The organism is Nocardia sp. NPDC056611 (genome assembly GCF_042792755.1).
Classification (GTDB): Bacteria; Actinomycetota; Actinomycetes; order Mycobacteriales; family Mycobacteriaceae; genus Nocardia.
This window is the reverse complement of record NZ_JBHTVV010000002.1, coordinates 863,440-881,080: the sequence shown is the minus strand read 5'-3', so window position 1 is coordinate 881,080 and position 17,641 is coordinate 863,440. Positions and strand designations below refer to the sequence as shown.

Here is a 17,641-nt window from a genome sequence, read left to right as displayed (position 1 = left end):
AACAGGCCCCGATGACCGCCGAGCCACCGCGCGCGGCCGCCACACCGCGCAGGTCCCGGAAAGCCGAAACACAGCAGCGCGATTCGGCGACCACCGCACGCACCGGAGGCCGCACCCCCCGGCTCTCCTACGAGGACTGGGTGGACGGCGCGCTGGCCCTGCTGGCCCGCGAAGGACCGTCCGCGCTGCGCATTCCGCGCCTGTGCGCGGAACTCGGGGTCACCAAGGGCAGCTTCTACTGGCATTTCGACGACATCGGCCGGCTCGAGGAAGCCATGGCCGACCATTGGATCACCACCCAGGCCCGGGTGATCGCCGACCTCGCCGCGGTCGACTCGATTCCGGTGGAGCAGCGCATCGAAGCGATGGGCGCGCTGCTCGTCGAACGCAACTGGCTGGTCGAGGCCACGGTGCGCGAGTGGTCACGGACCCGCCCGCAGGTCGCCGACGCCGTGCGCGAACTGGACCGCCGCATCTTCCAGGTCATCCAATCCGCCCTGGCCGAACTCGGTTTCGACGCCGAAGCCGCCCGGCTGCGCGCGGGCGCGATGGTCTATCTCGGCATCGGTTTCATCCACGGCCACGACAGCCTGCCGACCCCGACATCCGAACAGATCAACACGGTCCTGGCGCTGCTCACCGCACCCGAACGGAGCTGAGCGAGCGGCTGGTCGACGTCCATCCACACCCGGCAAGATGGGTAGCGTGCCCGACCTGCTCGACGACGCCCACCTGGAACGGACTGCGGTAGTGGCGAACTCCGCCATGAACCGCGACCGCCGCCTCCCCGCCTACCGCCGCGAACTCGGCTTCGACCCCTCGGCCTGGCTGAGCGCACGGCCGGGCCCACAGCGCTGGCTCGATGTCGGATGCGGCAGCGCCCTAGCGCTTTTCGAGGCGGCGGAGGCCCTGTCGGGGCACACCCGGATCACCGGATTGGACCTGGTCGGCTACTTCGGCGGAACACCTCGACCCGGCGTCGACCTGGTCACCGGTTCGGTCCTGTCCTGGGAGCCCGACGCCCCGATCGACCTGATCACCAGCGTCCACGCCATCCATTACGTCGGCGACAAACTCGACGCGCTGAGCCGCATGTCGTCGTGGCTCACGCCCGACGGCCACCTCGCGATCAATTTCGACGCCACCGCGATTCGCGATGCCACCGGGTCCCCGCTGGGCCGCCGGCTCTCGACAGCCCTGCGTCACAACGGTTTCAGCTACTCCGCACGAACCCACCGTCTGACCCGGACCGGCCACGGCACGCCCCGGTGGGACTTCCACTACCTGGGCGCGGACCCGTCCGCGGGGCCGAACTACACGGGTCAGGAGGCGGTGACCTCCCACTACGCGTCCGAGGCTGCGGCGACCGCCGATTCTCGACGCTGAACTGTCAGCGCAGGAAGTGGGTGAGGGCGGCTCGGACGGCGGGTTGGCGGCGGTCGGCGTGGAGTTCGAGGAGGAGCGCTTTCACGCCGCGGTCGCGGAGGCAGGCGTCGAGGTAGGCGGTGGAGCCCGCCAGCAGGCGGGTGCGGCCGGGCGGGTGCGGGGCGATCGCGGCGTCGATATCGGCTTGCAGGCGCTCGTGGAATTCGCGGTGCAGGGCCAGCAGGTAGTTGGCGCGGGAGCCGAAATGGTGGAAGAACGTGCCCTTCGAGACACCCAGTTCCGCGACCAGGACGTTGACGCTGACCGCCGCCAGACCCAGACTCTCGGCCAGCCGCAAACCGCTGTCGACCAGGGCGGCACGCGTGCGCGCGGCGGAATCCTCCCGCAAATTCACCGCGCGAATTGCTAGCGCAGATTCAGAGTCGGTCGGCGGTGAGGATGTGGCCGTCGGCTCGGAGGGAGCGGTGTTTGCCCTCGACTTTCGTTTCCACGGCCAGGGATTCGAGGTCTCGGTCGGCGGTGACGGTGAAGCCGTGGGTCGCGAGGAGGGTTGCCAGTGCCGCGGGGGTCCAGGTGGAGCGTTGGGGTTCGTGGGCCATGGGGTTGGGGCGGCCGGAAAGGGTGAGGATGAGTTGCATTGCCTTGCGGCCGTATTTGTAGGCGCGGTTGGGGGTGGGGTAGGTGACGATCAGGCGGCTGGCGGGGGCGCTGCACTGCGCGATCGCGGCTACCGTCGCGGTGACCTGGGCCGGGGTCAGGTAGGGGACGACGCCTTCCCAGATCCAGGTGGTGGGGACGGAGTCGTTGTGGCCGGCGGCGGCCAGAGCGGCGGGGAGGGAGTCCTTGGCGAAGTCGACCGCGACGAAGTGGATGTCGGCAATGGATTCGTGGTCGCCGAGGCGGGCACGTTTCTCTGCCTGGGAGGACGGGTGGTCGACTTCGTAGACGGGGATGCCGCGCAGGTCGGGCATTCGCCAGGCTCGGGCGTCCAAGCCCGCGCCGAGGATGACGAGTTGGGGATTGGCCGCGGCCAGCACGGCGTCGTCGATGGCGATGGTGCGGACCGCCATGACTTCGGCCGTGGCGGAGAGAAGTTCGTATTCCATGCGGGGGCCGAAAGAAGCCGGGACCGCGCCGGCTCGGACCAGGGTGACGAGGGCGCGTTCGTCGTCGGTCAGGAGTTCGGTGGCGATCGGGTCGGAGAATCTCCCGATACCCAGTCGGCCGTCGGCGACGGCCCGGCCCTCGCAGACCAGGATGGCGGTGCGGCTCGCTGCGCGCTCGGTCACTGGATCATTATTGGCGGTGAGGAGGGATTTCGCGCAGCGGCAGGCCGTGGCGGGTCGATGAGACAGGGATGGGGTCGAGTCTCATGGCGAGAAGAGGGTTGACAGTGCCGGGGTGGGGCGGGAGTTTGGCTGCTGTAGGTCAGGTCCGTCGTAGGAAAGGTCTCCCGCAGCAGTGAGCATCGAACACGCCAGCCAGTCCCCCGCCGAGGTCGTCAACGCGTTGTGCGCCGAATGGCTCACCGGCACACCGGAATCCATCGCGGAGTTCTTCACCGAGGACGCCGTCTACCACAACATTCCGATGGATCCGTTCGTCGGCAAGGCCGCGATCCTGGAGTTCCTGCGCGGGTTCATCGGCGCGTTCGGCGGGATCGAGTTCTCGATCCACCATCAGGCCGTCACCGGCAACATCGTGCTCAATGAGCGCACGGATCGATTCAGCCTCGGCGACAAGAAGATAGAACTGCCGGTCACCGGCGTGTTCGAGGTGCGCGACGGGAAGATCGCGGCGTGGCGGGACTACTTCGACATGGCCCCGTTCGCGGCCATGCAGGCGGGCGCGTAGCGGTCAGAAACTCTGCCAGGAAGGCTTGTTCGCGACCGCGAAACGGTAGTAGTCGACGGCCTTCAGGTTCGCCGCGGCGGCCGGGTCGACGATGACCGTGACGTGCGGGTGCATCTGCAGGATCGAGGCGGGGCAGAACGCCGAGACCGGGCCCTCCACGGCGGTCGCGACCGCCTCGGCCTTGCCCTCACCGGTGGCGATCATCAGCAGATGGCCCGCGTCACTGATGGTTCCGAGGCCCTGGGTGAGCACGTGGGTGGGCACCTGCGCGAGGTCGTCGTCGAAGAAGCGGGCATTGTCCTCCCGGGTCTTCGGGGTCAGGGTCTTCACGCGGGTCCGCGAGCGCAGCGAGGAGCCGGGCTCGTTGAACCCGAGGTGGCCGTTGGCGCCGATGCCGAGGATCTGCACCGAGATCGGGCCGTTCGCGGCGATGGCGCGCTCGTAATCGGCTGCGGCGGCGGGGATGTCGGTGGCATTGCCGTCGGGGCTGTGCACGTCGGCGTCGGCGAAGTCGACGTGGGCGGTGAATTCGTCGCGGATGAACTGGCGGTAGGACTGGGGGTGCCCGGGCGGCAGGCCGATGTACTCGTCGAGCAGGAACGCCTGCACCCCGGCGAAACCCAGCCCTTCCTCCCGGTGCTGCCGGATCAGCTCCCGATATGCCCCCAACGGCGAGGACCCCGTGGCCAATCCGATGGCGCGGGCTCCGCGGCGGACGTGGTCGGCCATGATGCGGCCGGCCAGAACACCGGCCTCGGCGGCGTTGTCGGTGATCACGAGTTCCATATCGCTCCGTTCTTGTACACGCTCACGGGATCCAGGAAGTGGTCGGTGACCAGCAGGTCGGCGCGCATACCCACCGACAGCGCGCCGAGGTCACCGGCCAGGCCGAGCAGCCGGGCGGGGGTGGCGCAGGCGGCGGTCACGGCCGCGGTCAGGTCGACACCGGCCTGGAAGACGGTGCGGCGCAGGACATCCGACGCGGTGGCGGTGCCACCGGCGATGGGTCCCTCGCCGTTCGGGTCGTAGAGGCGGGAGACGCCGTCCTTCACGACGACATCCAGACTGCCCAGCTGGTAGCGGCCGTCGGGCCGGCCCGCGGCGGCCATCGCGTCGGTGATGAGGGCCAGATTGTCGGGGCCGATGGTGTCGAAGACCATGCGCACGACCCCGTCGGCCAGATGTACGCCGTCACCGATCACCTCGGCCACCACGTCCCCGCGCCCGGCGGCGGCCATGGCGGCGGTGAGGAAGTTGGCATCGCGGTGCGCCAGCTCGGGCATGGCGTTGAACAGGTGGGTGATCGACACCCGCCGCCCGCGTCGCAGCGCGTGCACCGACCGGGCGTAGTCGGCGACGGTGTGTCCCAGGGAGAGAATCACATTCGCGTCGGCGAGGACGCTGGCGACCGCGTCGAAGTTGGCGGTTTCCGGGGCCACGGTCACCGACAGGATGCGCCCGCCCGCGTAGTCCAGCAGCCGCTCCAGCAACGCCGGATCACCGGGCAGGATGCGGTCCGGGTCATGGGCCCCGCACCGGTGCTCGCTGATGAACGGGCCCTCCAGATGGATACCGGCCAGCAGTCCCGCGTCCACGGCGGCGCCGACCACGTCGATGCGGTCGCGCAGTTCGGCTTCGGTGGCCGATACCAGCGAGGCGACCAGGGTGGTGGTGCCGCGCCCACGGTGATAGCGGGCGGCGGCGGCCACACCCGCGGCGTCGGCCTCGGGGAAGCCGAATCCGCCGCCACCGTGGCAGTGCACGTCGATCAACCCTGGCAGGATGATCGGCGACTCCTCGTTCGTCTCCGGCAGCTCTCCGTCGAATTCCGCTGCCGGACCGACATAATCGAGAAACGGGCCGTCGAACGACACCACCCCGTCGGCGAGCTCGCCCACCTCGGTGAGTGTGACGACCCGGCCCCGCAGGGTGGTCCTCACGTATCCGCCCCCAGGGCGGCTCGCGCGGCCGATAAGGCGTCCGCGGCGGTGCGGGCCGACACCACCGCCGCCGCGGCGGCTGCACACTGGGCCCGGGTCACCGACGCGAGCCGGGCACGCACCCCGGCGAGGGAGCGGGGCGCCATGGACAGTGTCTCCACCCCGAGACCCACCAGCACACAGGCGAAGTCGGGATGGGAGGCGGACTCCCCGCAGACCCCGACCTTCACGCCCTGCTTCGCGGCCCCGGACACCGCCAGGGCGATGGTCGCGGCCAGCGCGGGCTGCCACGGATCGTGCAGCGCCGCCACCGCCGAGGACATCCGGTCCGCGCCGAACAGATATTGCGACAGGTCGTTGGTCCCGAGGGAGAAGAACTCCACCTCCGCCCCGAGCTGCTCGGAACGCAGTGCGGCGGCGGGGATCTCGATCATGATGCCGGGCGTCTCGAGCCCGGCCTCGCGGGCGCGGGCGGCGAAGTAGGCCGCCTCCTCCACGGTGGCGACCATGGGCGCCATGACCTTGACCGGGGTCCCGGTCGCCTTGACCGCGGCCTCGATCGCGGCGAGCTGGCCGAGCAGCGTCCCCTCATCGACGCTGCTCAATCGCAGTCCGCGCACACCCAGTGCCGGGTTCTCCTCGTCCGGGAGGTCGAGATACGGCAGCGGCTTGTCCGAGCCCGCGTCGAGGGTGCGGACGATGACCGGCCGGTCGCCCATGACCCGGAAGATCTCCGCGTATCGCTCGGTCTGCTCGGCCACGGTGGGCGCGGATTTCCGGTCCAGGAACAGGAATTCGGTCCGGAACAGGCCGACGCCCTCGGCCCCGAGTTCGACGGCGAGCCGCGCATCGGCGGCGGAGCCGACATTGGCGAGCAGGGGCACCGCGTGGCCGTCGGACGTGCGCCCCGGACCGGTCGGCGCGTCTGCCTGACGCGCCCGAAGAGCCGCGACTTCCTGGCGACGGCCCGCGTTCGGTTCGAACTCCACCACACCGGCGGTCCCGTCCAGCACGATCTCGGTGCCCTCGGTGATCCCGGCCGCGTCCGGCGCGGCCACCACGGCCGGAATGCCCAGGGCCTTGGCCAGAATCGCGGTGTGCGAGGTGGGCCCGCCCGCCACGGTGAGCAGCCCGATCACCCGCTCCGGATCGAGCGTCGCGGTGTCCGCGGGCGCGAGATCCTGGGCGGCGAGTATGAAAGGCGTCGCGCTGTCCGGGATTCCGGGCGGATCCACGCCCAGCAGTTCCGCGACCACCCGCTGCCCCACGTCACGCAGGTCCGAGGCCCGTTCGGCCATCATCCCGCCGAGCGCGGTGAGCTGTTCCCCGAAGTGCGCGACCGCCCGGGTGACGGAATGCGCGGTCGGCGTCCCGCCCCGGATCTCGGCGCGCACCTGGTCCAGCAGGGCCGGGTCGGCGGCCAGCGCGGAGGTCATGAACAGGATGTCGGCCGCCGGCCCGGCGGCCTCGAGCGCCTGCGTGGAGTACCGGCCCGCGACGGTCTCGAAAGCGGTGTCCGCGCGCGCGATCTCGGCTTCGACGTCGCTCCCGGGTGCGTCGTCCGGACTGGTGACGGGCGCGGCGGCCAGCCACTTCACCGATCCGATCGCGATCCCGGGGGCGGCGGCGACGCCGCGCACCTCACGCGTCAAGATCTGTCTCCAGCATCGAGACCAGCTTATCGAGGGCCGCCTCGGCCCCGTCCTCGGCGTGCAGGGTGACGGTGTCGCCCTGTTCGGCGCCGAGGGTCATGATCTGCAGCAGCGAGTTGGCGGCGACGGGATCCTTGCCCTCCTTCGAGATCTTCACGGGCACACCGGCCTCCCCGGCGGCCTTGGCGAACAGGGCAGCGGGCCGAGCGTGCAGTCCGGTCTTCGAGGCGATGACGGCGGTTCGGGTGATCATGCTGCGATGTTCTCCTTCTCGATTTCGGACTCGTCCGGTTCCCGCCCGGGTGTCGGCAGGTTCCAGCGCTTGATGATGAAGCTGAAGGTGACGTAGTACAGCGCCGCGTACCCGAGTCCGATCGGGATCAGCAGCAGCGGGTGCGTGGCCTTGCCGAAGTTCAGCAGGTAGTCGATGGCGCCGGCCGAGAAGGTGAAGCCGTCGTGGATGCCCAGCGCGTTGGTCAGCGCCAGCGCCGATCCGGTGAAGAGGGCGTGGATCAGCAGCAGCGGCCACGCCACGAAGATGAACGAGAACTCCAGCGGCTCGGTGATTCCGGTGAGGAACGCGGTCAGACCGGTGGACAGCATGACGCCGCCGATCATCTTGCGGTGCTCCGGGCGGGCGTGTCGCCAGATGGCGATGGCCGCGGCGGGCAGGCCGAACATCATGATCGGGAAGAAGCCGGTCATGAAGGTACCCGCGGACGGGTCGCCGGCCAGGAAGCGCGGGATGTCGCCGTGGACGCCGTTGTAGTCGCCGATCACGAACCACACCACCGAGTTGATGATGTGGTGCAGGCCCAGCGGCAGCAGCATGCGGTTGGCGAAGCCGAACACGCCGCCACCGGCGACCGAGTTGTCGGCGACGGTGGTGCCCAGCCAGGTGAGCGCGGCATTGAAGGCGGGGTAGATGAACGACATGAGCACGCCGATGACGACGGCGGCGCACGCGGTGAGGATGGGCACCAGGCGGCGGCCGGAGAAGAAGCCGAGGTAATCGGGCAGCTGGGTGCGGTGGAAGCGGGACCACAGCGAGGCCGCGGTCAAGCCCATGACGATGCCGCCGAGAACACCGAAGTTCACCAGTTGCGAGGCCTTGGCGGTGGCCATGTCGGCCACGACGGGGCAATCCCAGTGCGCCGCACGGAACAACCAGCCAAGCACCGGACCACAGCTACCATCCAGCACAACCGGCGACATGGCCTTGAGGACGCCGGTGAAGGCGAGGTAGCCGACCACTGCGGCCAGTGCGGTGGACCCGTCGGACTTCTTCGCCCAGCCGATGGCGATACCTACCGCGAACAGCAGCGGAAGGTTGTCGATCAGGGTTCCGCCCGCGCCCGCGAGGACCGCGGCGACCGAGTGCAGCGGCGAGAATCGGCCGAGCATGTCGTCTTGTCCCAGCCTCAGCAACAGTCCTGCGGCGGGTAGCGTGGCAATCGGCAGCATCAAGCTACGGCCGAGCTTCTGCAGTCCGGATAGATCGAGCTTCTTACGAGAGCTCTCGGCGGCGGCGTCGGCCATGGCGGGTCCTCAGTTTGTGAATGGTGTCACGCGCACTGCCTACGATCAGTTAGCGTCACTGGTTATAACCAGACATATACTGGTTATAACCAGCTTTGTCTACTCGACACGCACGGAGGAAATATGTCGAAAGCGAATCAAATCGTCGCGGGCCTGGGTGGCGCGGACAACATCGTCGAGGTGGAGGGCTGCATCACCCGCTTGCGCGTGGAGGTCAAGGACGCGGGCAAGGTCGACGACAAGGCGCTCAAGGCCGCCGGCGCGCACGGCGTCGTGAAGATGGGCGACGCGGTGCAGGTCGTCGTCGGCCCCACCGCCGACGCGCTCGCCGAAGACATCAACGACATGATCTGACGGCCATGAGCACCGAGATTCTCGCGCCGCTCGACGGCCGCTCCATGCCCCTGTCCGAGGTTCCCGATCCGGTCTTCTCCGCGGAGATGGTGGGCGCGGGCGCGGCCATCGAACCGCCCGACACCGATGCCGCGACCACCGTGGTCGCCCCGGTCGCCGGATCGATCGTGAAGCTGCACCCGCACGCGGCGGTCATCGTGACCGCCGACGGCACCGGCGTGCTGCTGCACGTCGGCATCGACACCGTCGGCAAGCCGGATCTGTTCGAGGTCAAGGCCGCCGAGGGCGATCGGGTCGAGGTCGGCGATCCGCTGATCACCTTCTCCCCCAACGCGGTTCGCCGCCTGGGCCTGAGTGCCGCGGTGCCGGTGGTGGTCATGGACAGCACCCCCGGCTCGGCCCGCGGAGTCACCGCCGGTGAGATCGCCACGGGCGCGGTCCTTTTCACCATCTGACCCCGCGACGACAAGAGCCGCTGTCCCGGATGGGGCAGCGGCTCAGTCGTTTCCAGGCGTCGAAAGGCTAGGCGTCCTCAGCCGAGACGGTCATGTACACCTGGTAGCGGTCGGCCCGGTACCAGGACTGCGCGTGCTCGACGGCCCGATCACGCGAGTACGAGATCCGATCGAAAGCCAGGAGCGGGGAACCGGTTTCGGTGCCCAGCCAGCCCGCGTGCCGTTCGTCGGCGGCCACCGCGCGCACGCTCTGCTCGGCCCGGTCGATCGGGCAGTCGTACTCCCGCGACAGCAGCGCGTACAGCGACTGCGTCAGTTCGTGGTCCAGCAGATCCGGCAGCAGATCGACGCGGTACCAGCCGTCGTCGATCGACATGGGCAGGCCGTCGGCCAGCCGCAGCCGGACCAGGTGATACGCCTTGGTGTTCGCCGCCAACCCCAGCGCGCTCGCCGAGGCGGCGGGCGGCACCGCGTAATCGGTGTGCAGCACCACGGTGCCTGGGGTACGGCCCAGGCGGCGCATGTCGTCGGTGAACGACGCCATGTGCAGCCGCGATCGGGCCACCCGTTCGGCCACGAAGGTGCCCTTGCCGGGGACGCGGGTGATGACGCCCTCGGATTCGAGCTGGCCCAGCACCTCGCGCACGGTCATGCGGCTGACTCGGTAGTCGTCGCAGAGCTGGCGTTCGCTGGGCAGCATCTCACCGGGACGCAGGGTGGCGCACAGGGTGGTGAGGGCCGACCGCAACTGCGCCTGTTTGGTCACCCGACCCGGCACGTCGTTCCGGTCCTTTCCGCCCCCGCCTGCTGCGGGCGCGGTCATTTCTCGTTGCGCGCCTTGGGGAATCGCTTCTGACGCGCGACCCAGCCCGCCATCTTGGCCCAGTGCCCCTTCGCGGGGGTCACCTTGGAGATCAGCTCGCGGTCCCATTCGTCGGCCTCGGTCAGGCCGTCGACGGTCTCGACGAGGGACTTGGCGGACTCCAGCGAGCCGACGACCCGGTCACCCAGCACGCCGTCGGCGCCGACGAGGGTGACACGGACGCCGACGCGGCCGATGGGCTGCAGCACCGCGGTCGCCGAACCGCCGTGCTCGGCGACGAATCCCTTGACGGAATCCACGACGGACGGCGACAGCTTCTCGGGTGCCGGGGCGGCGGTAGCGCTCATGTGTCGCAGTTTACCCACCGGTAAAACAGCGTCCATGGACCGCCGTGCATCTCACACTCGGCGTGCCGCCGCACCCGCCGATTCCACGCCGGTGTCAGACTGGTCGGCATGCGCGCCATCCAGGTTTCCGAGCACGGCGGTCCCGAGGTCCTGCGGCTGGTGGAGGTGCCCGACCCGCAGGTGAGTCCGGGGCAGCTGCTGGTGCGGACGCAGGCCATCGGAATCAACTTCATCGACACCTACATTCGGACCGGGCGCTACCCGCAGCCGGTGCCCTACATCCCGGGCGCCGAGGGCAGCGGCGTGGTGGAGGCCATCGGGGACGGCGTCACCGACTTCCGGGTCGGGGACCGGGTGGCGTGGGCGGCCGCGCCGGGCAGTTACGCCGAACTGGTGGTCGTGCCTGCGGCCGTGGCGATTCCGGTGCCCGCCGGGGTGGACGCGCCGGTGGCGGCGTCGGCGCTGTTGCAGGGCATGACCGCGCACTACCTGATCGAGTCGATCTACCGGCCCGAGCCGGGCGAGACGGTGCTCGTGCACGCGGGTGCGGGCGGGGTCGGGTTGATCCTGACCCAGCTGCTGAGCGCGCGCGGGGTGCGGGTGATCACCACGGTGTCGACCGACGACAAGGAGAAGCTGTCGCGCGAGGCCGGGGCAGCCGACGTGTTGCGCTACGACGGCGACATCGCCGCGCGCGCCCGCGAACTCACCGGCGGGGAGGGCGTGGCCGCGGCCTACGACGGGGTCGGCGCGTCCACCTTCGAATCCAGCCTGGCCGCGACCCGGATCCGGGGCATGGTGGCGCTGTTCGGCGGGGCGAGCGGGCCGGTGCCGCCGTTCGATCTGCAGCGGCTCAACCCGCTGGGCTCACTGTTCGTGACCCGGCCGACGCTGGTGCACTACACCCGCGATCGGGCCGAATTGCTGTGGCGGGCAGGCGATATCATGAACGCCATCGCCGAGGGGACGCTGCGGGTGCGGGTGGGCGGCAGCTATCCGCTCGCCGACGCCGAGCAGGCGCACCGGGACCTGGAGGGTCGCCGGACCACGGGCTCGATCGTGCTGGTGCCCTGAGGTTTTCGTCAGTCCGGATCGCGGCCGGTGAGGCCGCGGTAGATGAATCGAGTGAGGGCGTCCACGGCCTGCTCGTCGGTGAGCGCCAGGCCACCCTCCTCGACCGCCTGCAGCAGGCCCGTCGCCGAGGCGAACATCATGGACAGGCTCGCGTCGTCGGAGCCGGGTAGGCGCGGGCCCGCCGGACCGAAGCCGTCGAGATGGTCGGCCACCTCGTCGCGTTGTTCGGTCGCGAAACGCGTTGCGATGCGGGCGAAGTCGTCGTTGACCAGGGCGGCCTGCTGGATGGCGCGCAGGACCGGCCAGTTCTTGCGGGCGAAGGCCCAGTAGCTCGCGATGTGGAAGCGCACCGAGGCCGGATCGGTGAAGTCGGCGATGTGCGCGGGATCGGCGGCGGAGATGTCGCTCTCGTCGGCCAGGTCCTTCAGCAGCGCCTGGAGCAGTTCTTCCTTGCTCGCGAAATGGTTGTAGAACGAGCCCGCGGCGCGATCGGCCGCGGCCGTGATGTCGGTGATCTTCGTGTTGAGGTAGCCGCGCTCGGCGAACAGCCGCCGGGCGGCGGCTTTGAGCGCCTGCTCGGTCTCGGCCGACCTCTCACTGCGGCGTGCTGCCACGATCCACCTCCTTGACAGCGGAAGGTACCACCCAGAATACTGAATTCCAGTTCAGTGAATTTGCATTCAGTATTGGAGTTGTCATGAATCCGCAGGTCATCATCGTGGGAGCCGGACCGACCGGGCTCACCCTCGCCATCGATCTGGCGCGCCGCGGGGTCCCGGTGCGCATCGTGGACCGCGCCGCGGAGTTCTTCGCCGGATCGCGCGGGGACGGACTACAGCCGCGCACCCTCGAGGTCTTCGATGATCTCGGCGTACTCGACGCGGTGCTCGCCCACGGCGCGCCGCAGGCCCCGCTGCTGGTCCACCTGGACGGGGAATTCGTGATGGAGCGGCGGATGAGCGCCTGGCGCGAGCCCACCGCCGATGTGCCGCACCCGAATCCGTGGGTGCTCGCCCAGGCCGACACCGAGCGGGTACTGCGCGAGCGGCTGGCGGAGTTCGGCGTGCGGGTCGAATCCGGCACGGCGCTGGCCGATTTCAGCGCCGACCCGGACGGGGTGACGGTGAGGCTGGAACACGACGGCGTGACCGAGCAGGTGCGGGCCGGGTACCTGGTGGGCGCGGACGGTGGCCGCAGCACCGTGCGCAAGGCGCTCGGGATCGCGTTCGAGGGCGTCACCGACGAGTCGATTCGCCTGCTGCTCGGGGATGTGTGCGCGGACGCGCTCGATCATTCGGTGGGCTACTGGTTCGCCGATTCCGACTCCCCCATGGACGGAATCGCGTTGATGCCCTTGCCCGGCGGGCGGAAATTCCAGTTCGCGACCGGACTCGACGCCGACTCCGGAACCGGCCTGGAGGTGTTGCAGGAGCATGTGACACGCCGGTCGCGCCGCGCCGACATCGTGCTCAGCGACCTGAGCTGGTCGACGGTGTGGCGGCCGAATGTCCGTCTGGCGCAGCGGTATCGGTCCGGGCGGGTGTTCCTGGCCGGGGACGCGGCGCACGTGCATCCGCCGACCGGCGGGCAGGGTCTCAATACCGGCGTTCAGGACGCCTACAACCTGGGCTGGAAACTCGCGGCCGCGCTGCGTGATCCGGGGGCCGCGACCGATGCCCTGCTCGACAGCTACGAGACCGAGCGGCGGGCGGTGGCCGCACGGGTGCTGGGCCTGAGTTCCGAGCTGCTCGACAAGACCGTGAAGGGCGATCCGGACGCCATGGATCGGGAGGGCACCCATCAGCTCGACATCAGTTATCGGGACGCTCAGGACAATTCGCCCGCAGTGCGGGCCGGGGACCGCGCACCGGACGCACCGCTGATCGACGCGAACGGCAAGACCATCCGATTGTTCGACCTGTTCCGCGGTCCGCACGCCACCCTGCTGGTGTTCGGCCGGGACACGACCGGCGATCCGGACCGCTCCCCCGTGACCGACCTGCGGACCGTACGCCTGACCGGAACCGAAACCGCGCTGGTCGAGGGCGAATTCAGCGATGCCGAAGGGCACGCGCGCCGCGCCTACGACGCCGCCGACGGCACCTGGATGATCGTGCGCCCCGACGGCCATCTCGGCGCCGTCGGCACCGCTACCGCGCGGTAGCTCGCGGGTCCCGGGTTCCCGGTCCCGAGCTGTGCAACCCCTGGGAACCCGGGCGCCGCGTGAACCGTGCAGAATGATCATGCTGCCGCGCAAGACGATTCGCCCGGACCGAACATTTTCGGCCACGCGAGGGAGTCGCGACCCCGTAAGGTGGTCGCGGCGAGGGTTCGGGCGGCCGGCAGGTAGAGGCGCATCGGTCAGAGGTGGTCTGGGATGTTGGTAAAGGTCCGTAACGACGACCCGTCGCGGCTGTCGAGCACCGAGCGCACCGTGGTGAACTGGCTCAAATCCTGGAGCGGGCCGCACGCCGTGCCCGGCATCGCCGTGGTGCAGTGCCAGGACGCCGACGTGGTGGTGTGGACGCCGCAGACCTGTGTGGTGGTCGGGGTGCACGGATTCACCGAGCGGGTCACCGGGACGCTGTCGTGCGCGCAAGACGAGCCGTGGACCGTGGACGGGGAGCCCGCGCCGATCGACGGCGACGGCGATCCGCTCGACGGGGTGCACCGCCAGACCATGGACCTGGCCGAGCAATTGCGTTCGGCCCCCGGCCGGGAGGCGGTGCCGGTCAGCGGGCTGGTGCTGCTGGTTCCGCAGCTGGGCAGCCGGGTCAAGCTGGAGAAGGGTGACCTGCCCACCGGCATCGACGTGCTCATCGGCGACGGACCGTCCTCGCTGCGCGCCTACTTCACCACCCTCGCCGAGGGCGCGCCCGCGTCCTGGCACGCCGCGCAGGTCGGGCAGGCGCTCGGCGCGCTCGGGTTCGCCGCCGCCGCAACCTATTCCGATCTGGTGGCGGAAGGCTTCCCAGTACCGGACTCCGCTCGCGACGCACCGCTGCCGTTCGCCAACCGGCCCACCGAGGTGATGGTTCCCTCCGTGCCGCCGGCAACGTCCATCCCCGAGGACAGCAGACCCCCGCTGTCCAGGCGAGAGCCGGGCGCGACCGGGCACGGCAGTGCCGAATCCCGCAGCGGCGCGCCCCGGTCCGGCGATCGTCCTGTGGCGCAGCAGGAACCGGCCGCCGGGCACGGTCCCGGCGTCGGCGCCGCCATCGCGGGCGCGACCTCCGCCACCGCCGCCGAGCGAGCCTACCGTGCACTCGCGGGCACCTCGGAACCCCAGCCGGGACCCGGCCGCACCCCGCCGCCCCCGACGCCCGTTCCGGGCGCGGCCCAGGCCGGACGACCGCCGGGACCGCCGCAGGCCCAGCCGCCGGCGCCGCAGCCCCGGCCGGGCATCGGCCCGGACCCCCAAACCCGGCCCGACCCCGCCCGGTCCGCTCCCCCGCAATGGTCGGTGCCGACCGCTCAGCAGGAACGCGACCGGTTCCCCGTCTGGAACGAGCCGCAGCCGAGCGGGGACGGCCGCAAACGCCGCCGCGACCTGCCGATCCTCGGCGGGCTGCTGCTGGCTCTGGTCATTCTCTTGATCGCCATCGCCTGCGTGGGCGGCGGGAGCACTCCGACGAAGTCGCCGGACAAACAGCCGCAGCCGACGCATTCGTCCGTCGTCGACACGCCCCCCTCAGGGCGCTCGGTCGATCCCACGCTGCCGCATACGACCGTTCCTCCGGCCTGCTTCCCATTGCAGCCTTGCCGCTGAGCCCGGATGTCGTTGTGCGGCACTACGGCAGACGAGAGAACTCGAGACCGGACACCGTGCCGACGACCGGCGAGCCGTTAGCCGACGTGACGCATCACCCCTGACGCGCCCGTCTTCGATTCGACTGGACCAGCGCCCGGAATCACTCGGTGCGAGTGCCCGCCGCGGCACGCCACTGGCTGGGCGTGCAACCGTGGCGTTGCCGGAACCAGCGGGTGAAGTTCGCCGGGGCGGAGAAGGCGAGGAGTTCGGCGATCTCGGTGAGGGTGTGGCGACGGTTGGCGACCAGGTGCTGGGCCAGTTCGGCGCGGGTGGAATCGACCAGGGTGGTGAAGGTCTCGCCCTCCGCGGCGAGGTGGCGGTGGATGGTGCGGCGGTCCACGCCGAGGCTGCGCGCGACCTGGTCGGCCGAACAGCGACCGGTGGGCAGCAGCAGTTCGATGAGTTCGCGGACCCGGTCGAGGGTGGTCGTGGTGCGGGCGTCGGGTGTCGAGTCGAGCAACTGTTGGGCGTAGGCCCGCAGCTGCGGGTCGGACATCACGTTCGGCGCGTCGAGATCGGCGGCGTAGGTGAGGATCCCGTTGAAGTCGGCGTCGAAGACGAGGTGCGGGCCGAGCACGCGGTGATGTGTGCGGCGATCACGGGGCGCGGGATGGCTGAACCGCACTTCCAGTGGCTGCCATTCACTTCCGAGGAATCCGCGTAGCAGACCGTGCAGCACGCCGACCGCCAGCTCGATGGCTTGCCGGGTGCTGCCGGGACCACCCAGGTCGAGGGCCAGGCGGATGGTGGCGATGCCGTTGTCCTCCGTGAGCCGGGTGCGCAAGGCCTCGTTGTACATGTTCTCGTGGCGCGACAGGACCCGCAGTGCGCCACGAACATCGGGCTCGTCGCGGATCACCAGGCTCAGCGGGCCGAGATTGGCGAACCGGCGGCGCTCGGCCAGCAGCAGTCCGAAATCCTCGTTCCCGCTGGCGATCGTGGAGCGTTCGAGCAGGTCGGCGATGGCGGCCGCGGGGACCCAGCGGTCCTGCAGGCTCAAGCTGGCCGGATCCAGACCACCCGCGCGGATCAGTGCGACCGGGTCGAGTCCCAGCGATTGACCGAGCTCGACATACCTGTGCAGCGCGGCGTAGCGGGCCAGTGGCCTCAACGCATCCTCCCGAAAATGTCCCAATATGAACAAAATTCTGTCCCGACAGGATAAGCATCCGGTCATCATCCAGCTTAGTGTGGGTTCCATCACAGCGACGGTGACCAGCGGACAGGAGGCACAACGTGATCGGCGAGCGTACCCGACACAGCCTCCCGCTGACACCTCGCACTCGATAGCCAGATCCCAGCTCGCCCGCCCACCGAGGCACGGCGACATCGGATCGATATCCGTTCACCGGATCCGAGCACGGCCGCGCCCAGCCGGGGTGCGGCCACGTCGAAGAGGAGATTTGTTGTGGCACAGGCTGTTCGCTTCTACGAGACCGGTGGCCCGGAGGTCCTGCGCTGGGAAGAGGTCGCGGTGGGCGCACCCGGCCCCGGCGAGGTGCGCATCCGCCACGAGGCGGTCGGACTGAACTTCGCGGACACCTATTTCCGCAGCGGCCTGTACCCGGCCGCCTTGCCGGCGGGCATGGGTGTCGAGGCGGCCGGTGTGATCGAGGCCGTCGGCCCCGGGGTCGACGGATTCCGGCCCGGCGATCGGGTCACCTATACCGGCAGCCCGCTGGGCGCCTACAGCACCGAGCGGGTGATGTCCGCCGAGCATCTGATCGCGATCCCGGACGAGATCGGCTGCGATGTGGCAGCGGCGATGACCATGCGCGGGCTGACCACGGCCTACCTGCTGCGGCGCATCCACCCGTTGAACGCCGGGGACACGGTGCTGTTGCACGCCGCCGCGGGCGGCGTCGGATTGATCTTCACGCAGTGGGCGAAGCTGTTGGGGCTCACGGTGATCGGGACCGTGTCGAGCGAGGAGAAGGCCGAGATCGCCCGAGCACACGGCTGCGATCACGTGGTGCTCTACACCCGCGAGGACGTCGCCGCCCGGGTCCGGGAGATCACCGGCGGAGCGGGCGTGCCCGTGGTGTACGACAGCATCGGCAAGACCACCTTCGACGCGTCACTGGATTCGCTGGCGCGGCGCGGGCTGCTGGTGTGCTTCGGCACCGCCTCGGGCCCGACGCCGCCGATCGAGGCCATGCGTTTGGCGGTCAAGGGCTCGCTGTTCGTGACCCGTCCGGCCCTGGCCGACTACATCGCCGATCCCGCCGAGCGCGCCGAACTGGCCGGGGAGCTGTTCTCCCACGTCGCGGCCGGACGCATCCGCATCGAGATCAATCAGCGCTACGAGCTGCCCGACGCGGTGCGCGCGCACCGCGACCTGGAGTCCGGACGCAGCATCGGCTCCTCGGTCTTCACGCTCTGATCACCCGGCCCTCAGAGCTCATC

At 69.9% G+C, this 17,641-nt stretch carries 20 protein-coding genes; 9 read left to right on the top strand and 11 right to left on the bottom strand.

Features of this window, described 5'->3' with window-relative positions; genetic code table 11:
* The first annotated feature begins 11 nt into the window (after positions 1 to 11).
* Positions 12 to 659 carry a TetR/AcrR family transcriptional regulator gene (locus ACFRAQ_RS12730; RefSeq protein WP_379098185.1) on the top strand — a complete coding sequence of 216 codons (648 nt, stop codon included), beginning with the start codon at positions 12 to 14 and terminating at the stop codon, positions 657 to 659.
* A 37-nt stretch (positions 660 to 696) separates the two neighbouring features.
* On the top strand, positions 697 to 1,386 hold the full coding sequence (locus ACFRAQ_RS12725) for a class I SAM-dependent methyltransferase (protein WP_379098182.1): 690 nt from the start codon (positions 697 to 699) through the stop codon (positions 1,384 to 1,386).
* Between the two features lie 4 nt (positions 1,387 to 1,390).
* Here ACFRAQ_RS12725 and ACFRAQ_RS12720 read toward each other — a convergent pair whose 3' ends face one another.
* The gene (locus tag ACFRAQ_RS12720; RefSeq protein ID WP_379098179.1) at positions 1,391 to 1,780 is read right to left on the bottom strand and encodes a TetR/AcrR family transcriptional regulator; all 390 of its coding nucleotides are present in this window, start codon (positions 1,778 to 1,780) and stop codon (positions 1,391 to 1,393) included.
* Between the two features lie 22 nt (positions 1,781 to 1,802).
* On the bottom strand, positions 1,803 to 2,675 hold the full coding sequence (locus ACFRAQ_RS12715; protein WP_379098176.1) for a class I SAM-dependent methyltransferase: 873 nt from the start codon (positions 2,673 to 2,675) through the stop codon (positions 1,803 to 1,805).
* A gap of 172 nt (positions 2,676 to 2,847) precedes the next feature.
* Here ACFRAQ_RS12715 and ACFRAQ_RS12710 point away from each other — a divergent pair, with 172 nt between their 5' ends.
* Complete coding sequence (locus tag ACFRAQ_RS12710) at positions 2,848 to 3,240, top strand: limonene-1,2-epoxide hydrolase family protein (protein WP_379098173.1); 393 nt, start codon at positions 2,848 to 2,850, stop codon at positions 3,238 to 3,240.
* Positions 3,241 to 3,243: 3 nt separating this feature from the next.
* Here ACFRAQ_RS12710 and nagB read toward each other — a convergent pair whose 3' ends face one another.
* Genes nagB through ACFRAQ_RS12685 form a run of 5 tightly spaced genes read right to left on the bottom strand, consistent with a single transcriptional unit; the run spans position 3,244 to position 8,371 of the window.
* Complete coding sequence (gene nagB, locus ACFRAQ_RS12705; RefSeq protein WP_379098170.1) at positions 3,244 to 4,026, bottom strand: glucosamine-6-phosphate deaminase; 783 nt, start codon at positions 4,024 to 4,026, stop codon at positions 3,244 to 3,246.
* On the bottom strand, positions 4,014 to 5,180 hold the full coding sequence (locus ACFRAQ_RS12700; RefSeq protein WP_379098167.1) for an N-acetylglucosamine-6-phosphate deacetylase: 1,167 nt from the start codon (positions 5,178 to 5,180) through the stop codon (positions 4,014 to 4,016). The genes nagB and ACFRAQ_RS12700 overlap by 13 nt, the downstream gene beginning before the upstream one ends.
* Positions 5,177 to 6,832 carry a phosphoenolpyruvate--protein phosphotransferase gene (gene ptsP, locus ACFRAQ_RS12695; RefSeq protein WP_379098164.1) on the bottom strand — a complete coding sequence of 552 codons (1,656 nt, stop codon included), beginning with the start codon at positions 6,830 to 6,832 and terminating at the stop codon, positions 5,177 to 5,179. The genes ACFRAQ_RS12700 and ptsP overlap by 4 nt, the downstream gene beginning before the upstream one ends.
* The gene (locus tag ACFRAQ_RS12690; RefSeq protein WP_379098161.1) at positions 6,822 to 7,085 is read right to left on the bottom strand and encodes an HPr family phosphocarrier protein; all 264 of its coding nucleotides are present in this window, start codon (positions 7,083 to 7,085) and stop codon (positions 6,822 to 6,824) included. Before ACFRAQ_RS12690 ends, ptsP begins: the two co-directional genes overlap by 11 nt.
* A complete protein-coding gene (locus ACFRAQ_RS12685; protein ID WP_379098158.1) occupies positions 7,082 to 8,371 on the bottom strand; it encodes a PTS transporter subunit EIIC in 1,290 nt (429 codons plus the stop codon). The genes ACFRAQ_RS12690 and ACFRAQ_RS12685 overlap by 4 nt, the downstream gene beginning before the upstream one ends.
* Positions 8,372 to 8,494: 123 nt before the next feature.
* Here ACFRAQ_RS12685 and ACFRAQ_RS12680 point away from each other — a divergent pair, with 123 nt between their 5' ends.
* On the top strand, positions 8,495 to 8,725 hold the full coding sequence (locus ACFRAQ_RS12680) for a glucose PTS transporter subunit EIIB (protein WP_213556172.1): 231 nt from the start codon (positions 8,495 to 8,497) through the stop codon (positions 8,723 to 8,725).
* A gap of 5 nt (positions 8,726 to 8,730) precedes the next feature.
* Positions 8,731 to 9,180 (top strand): PTS glucose transporter subunit IIA, encoded by a 450-nt coding sequence (locus ACFRAQ_RS12675; RefSeq protein ID WP_379098154.1) that lies wholly within the window; start codon positions 8,731 to 8,733, stop codon positions 9,178 to 9,180.
* Between the two features lie 67 nt (positions 9,181 to 9,247).
* Here the strand turns inward: ACFRAQ_RS12675 and ACFRAQ_RS12670 are convergent, their stop codons facing one another.
* Both ACFRAQ_RS12670 and ACFRAQ_RS12665 read right to left on the bottom strand, forming a co-directional pair.
* On the bottom strand, positions 9,248 to 9,958 hold the full coding sequence (locus tag ACFRAQ_RS12670; RefSeq protein ID WP_379098151.1) for a GntR family transcriptional regulator: 711 nt from the start codon (positions 9,956 to 9,958) through the stop codon (positions 9,248 to 9,250).
* Positions 9,959 to 9,999: 41 nt separating this feature from the next.
* Complete coding sequence (locus ACFRAQ_RS12665) at positions 10,000 to 10,350, bottom strand: hypothetical protein (protein WP_379098148.1); 351 nt, start codon at positions 10,348 to 10,350, stop codon at positions 10,000 to 10,002.
* A 108-nt stretch (positions 10,351 to 10,458) separates the two neighbouring features.
* Between ACFRAQ_RS12665 and ACFRAQ_RS12660 the strand changes: the two genes are divergently transcribed.
* Entirely contained in the window at positions 10,459 to 11,424 is a 966-nt protein-coding gene (locus ACFRAQ_RS12660; protein ID WP_379098145.1) for a quinone oxidoreductase family protein, read from the top strand.
* Between the two features lie 8 nt (positions 11,425 to 11,432).
* Here ACFRAQ_RS12660 and ACFRAQ_RS12655 read toward each other — a convergent pair whose 3' ends face one another.
* Positions 11,433 to 12,038, bottom strand: coding sequence for a TetR/AcrR family transcriptional regulator (locus tag ACFRAQ_RS12655; RefSeq protein WP_379098142.1), 606 nt, complete (start codon positions 12,036 to 12,038; stop codon positions 11,433 to 11,435).
* An 83-nt stretch (positions 12,039 to 12,121) separates the two neighbouring features.
* Here ACFRAQ_RS12655 and ACFRAQ_RS12650 point away from each other — a divergent pair, with 83 nt between their 5' ends.
* Entirely contained in the window at positions 12,122 to 13,588 is a 1,467-nt protein-coding gene (locus ACFRAQ_RS12650) for an FAD-dependent monooxygenase (RefSeq protein ID WP_379098139.1), read from the top strand.
* A 213-nt stretch (positions 13,589 to 13,801) separates the two neighbouring features.
* Positions 13,802 to 15,193: a hypothetical protein gene (locus ACFRAQ_RS12645; RefSeq protein ID WP_379098135.1), complete on the top strand. Its 1,392-nt coding sequence runs from the start codon at positions 13,802 to 13,804 to the stop codon at positions 15,191 to 15,193.
* 142 nt (positions 15,194 to 15,335) lie between these two features.
* Here ACFRAQ_RS12645 and ACFRAQ_RS12640 read toward each other — a convergent pair whose 3' ends face one another.
* Positions 15,336 to 16,346, bottom strand: a complete 1,011-nt coding sequence (locus ACFRAQ_RS12640) for an AraC family transcriptional regulator (protein ID WP_379098132.1) — start codon at positions 16,344 to 16,346, stop codon at positions 15,336 to 15,338.
* Between the two features lie 297 nt (positions 16,347 to 16,643).
* Here ACFRAQ_RS12640 and ACFRAQ_RS12635 point away from each other — a divergent pair, with 297 nt between their 5' ends.
* The gene (locus ACFRAQ_RS12635) at positions 16,644 to 17,618 is read left to right on the top strand and encodes a quinone oxidoreductase family protein (protein ID WP_379098129.1); all 975 of its coding nucleotides are present in this window, start codon (positions 16,644 to 16,646) and stop codon (positions 17,616 to 17,618) included.
* The last annotated feature ends 23 nt before the right edge of the window (positions 17,619 to 17,641 follow it).

What these genes read in the sequence shown, in the direction of transcription:
- nagB (WP_379098170.1), bottom strand. Translation starts at nt 4,026, where the DNA reads ATGGAACTCGTGATCACCGACAACGCCGCCGAGGCCGGTGTTCTGGCC.
- ACFRAQ_RS12665 (WP_379098148.1), bottom strand. Translation starts at nt 10,350, where the DNA reads ATGAGCGCTACCGCCGCCCCGGCACCCGAGAAGCTGTCGCCGTCCGTC.
- ACFRAQ_RS12675 (WP_379098154.1), top strand. Translation starts at nt 8,731, where the DNA reads ATGAGCACCGAGATTCTCGCGCCGCTCGACGGCCGCTCCATGCCCCTG.
- ACFRAQ_RS12645 (WP_379098135.1), top strand. Translation starts at nt 13,802, where the DNA reads ATGTTGGTAAAGGTCCGTAACGACGACCCGTCGCGGCTGTCGAGCACC.
- ACFRAQ_RS12730 (WP_379098185.1), top strand. Translation starts at nt 12, where the DNA reads ATGACCGCCGAGCCACCGCGCGCGGCCGCCACACCGCGCAGGTCCCGG.
- ACFRAQ_RS12650 (WP_379098139.1), top strand. Translation starts at nt 12,122, where the DNA reads ATGAATCCGCAGGTCATCATCGTGGGAGCCGGACCGACCGGGCTCACC.
- ACFRAQ_RS12680 (WP_213556172.1), top strand. Translation starts at nt 8,495, where the DNA reads ATGTCGAAAGCGAATCAAATCGTCGCGGGCCTGGGTGGCGCGGACAAC.
- ACFRAQ_RS12685 (WP_379098158.1), bottom strand. Translation starts at nt 8,371, where the DNA reads ATGGCCGACGCCGCCGCCGAGAGCTCTCGTAAGAAGCTCGATCTATCC.
- ACFRAQ_RS12690 (WP_379098161.1), bottom strand. Translation starts at nt 7,085, where the DNA reads ATGATCACCCGAACCGCCGTCATCGCCTCGAAGACCGGACTGCACGCT.
- ACFRAQ_RS12725 (WP_379098182.1), top strand. Translation starts at nt 697, where the DNA reads ATGGGTAGCGTGCCCGACCTGCTCGACGACGCCCACCTGGAACGGACT.
- ACFRAQ_RS12660 (WP_379098145.1), top strand. Translation starts at nt 10,459, where the DNA reads ATGCGCGCCATCCAGGTTTCCGAGCACGGCGGTCCCGAGGTCCTGCGG.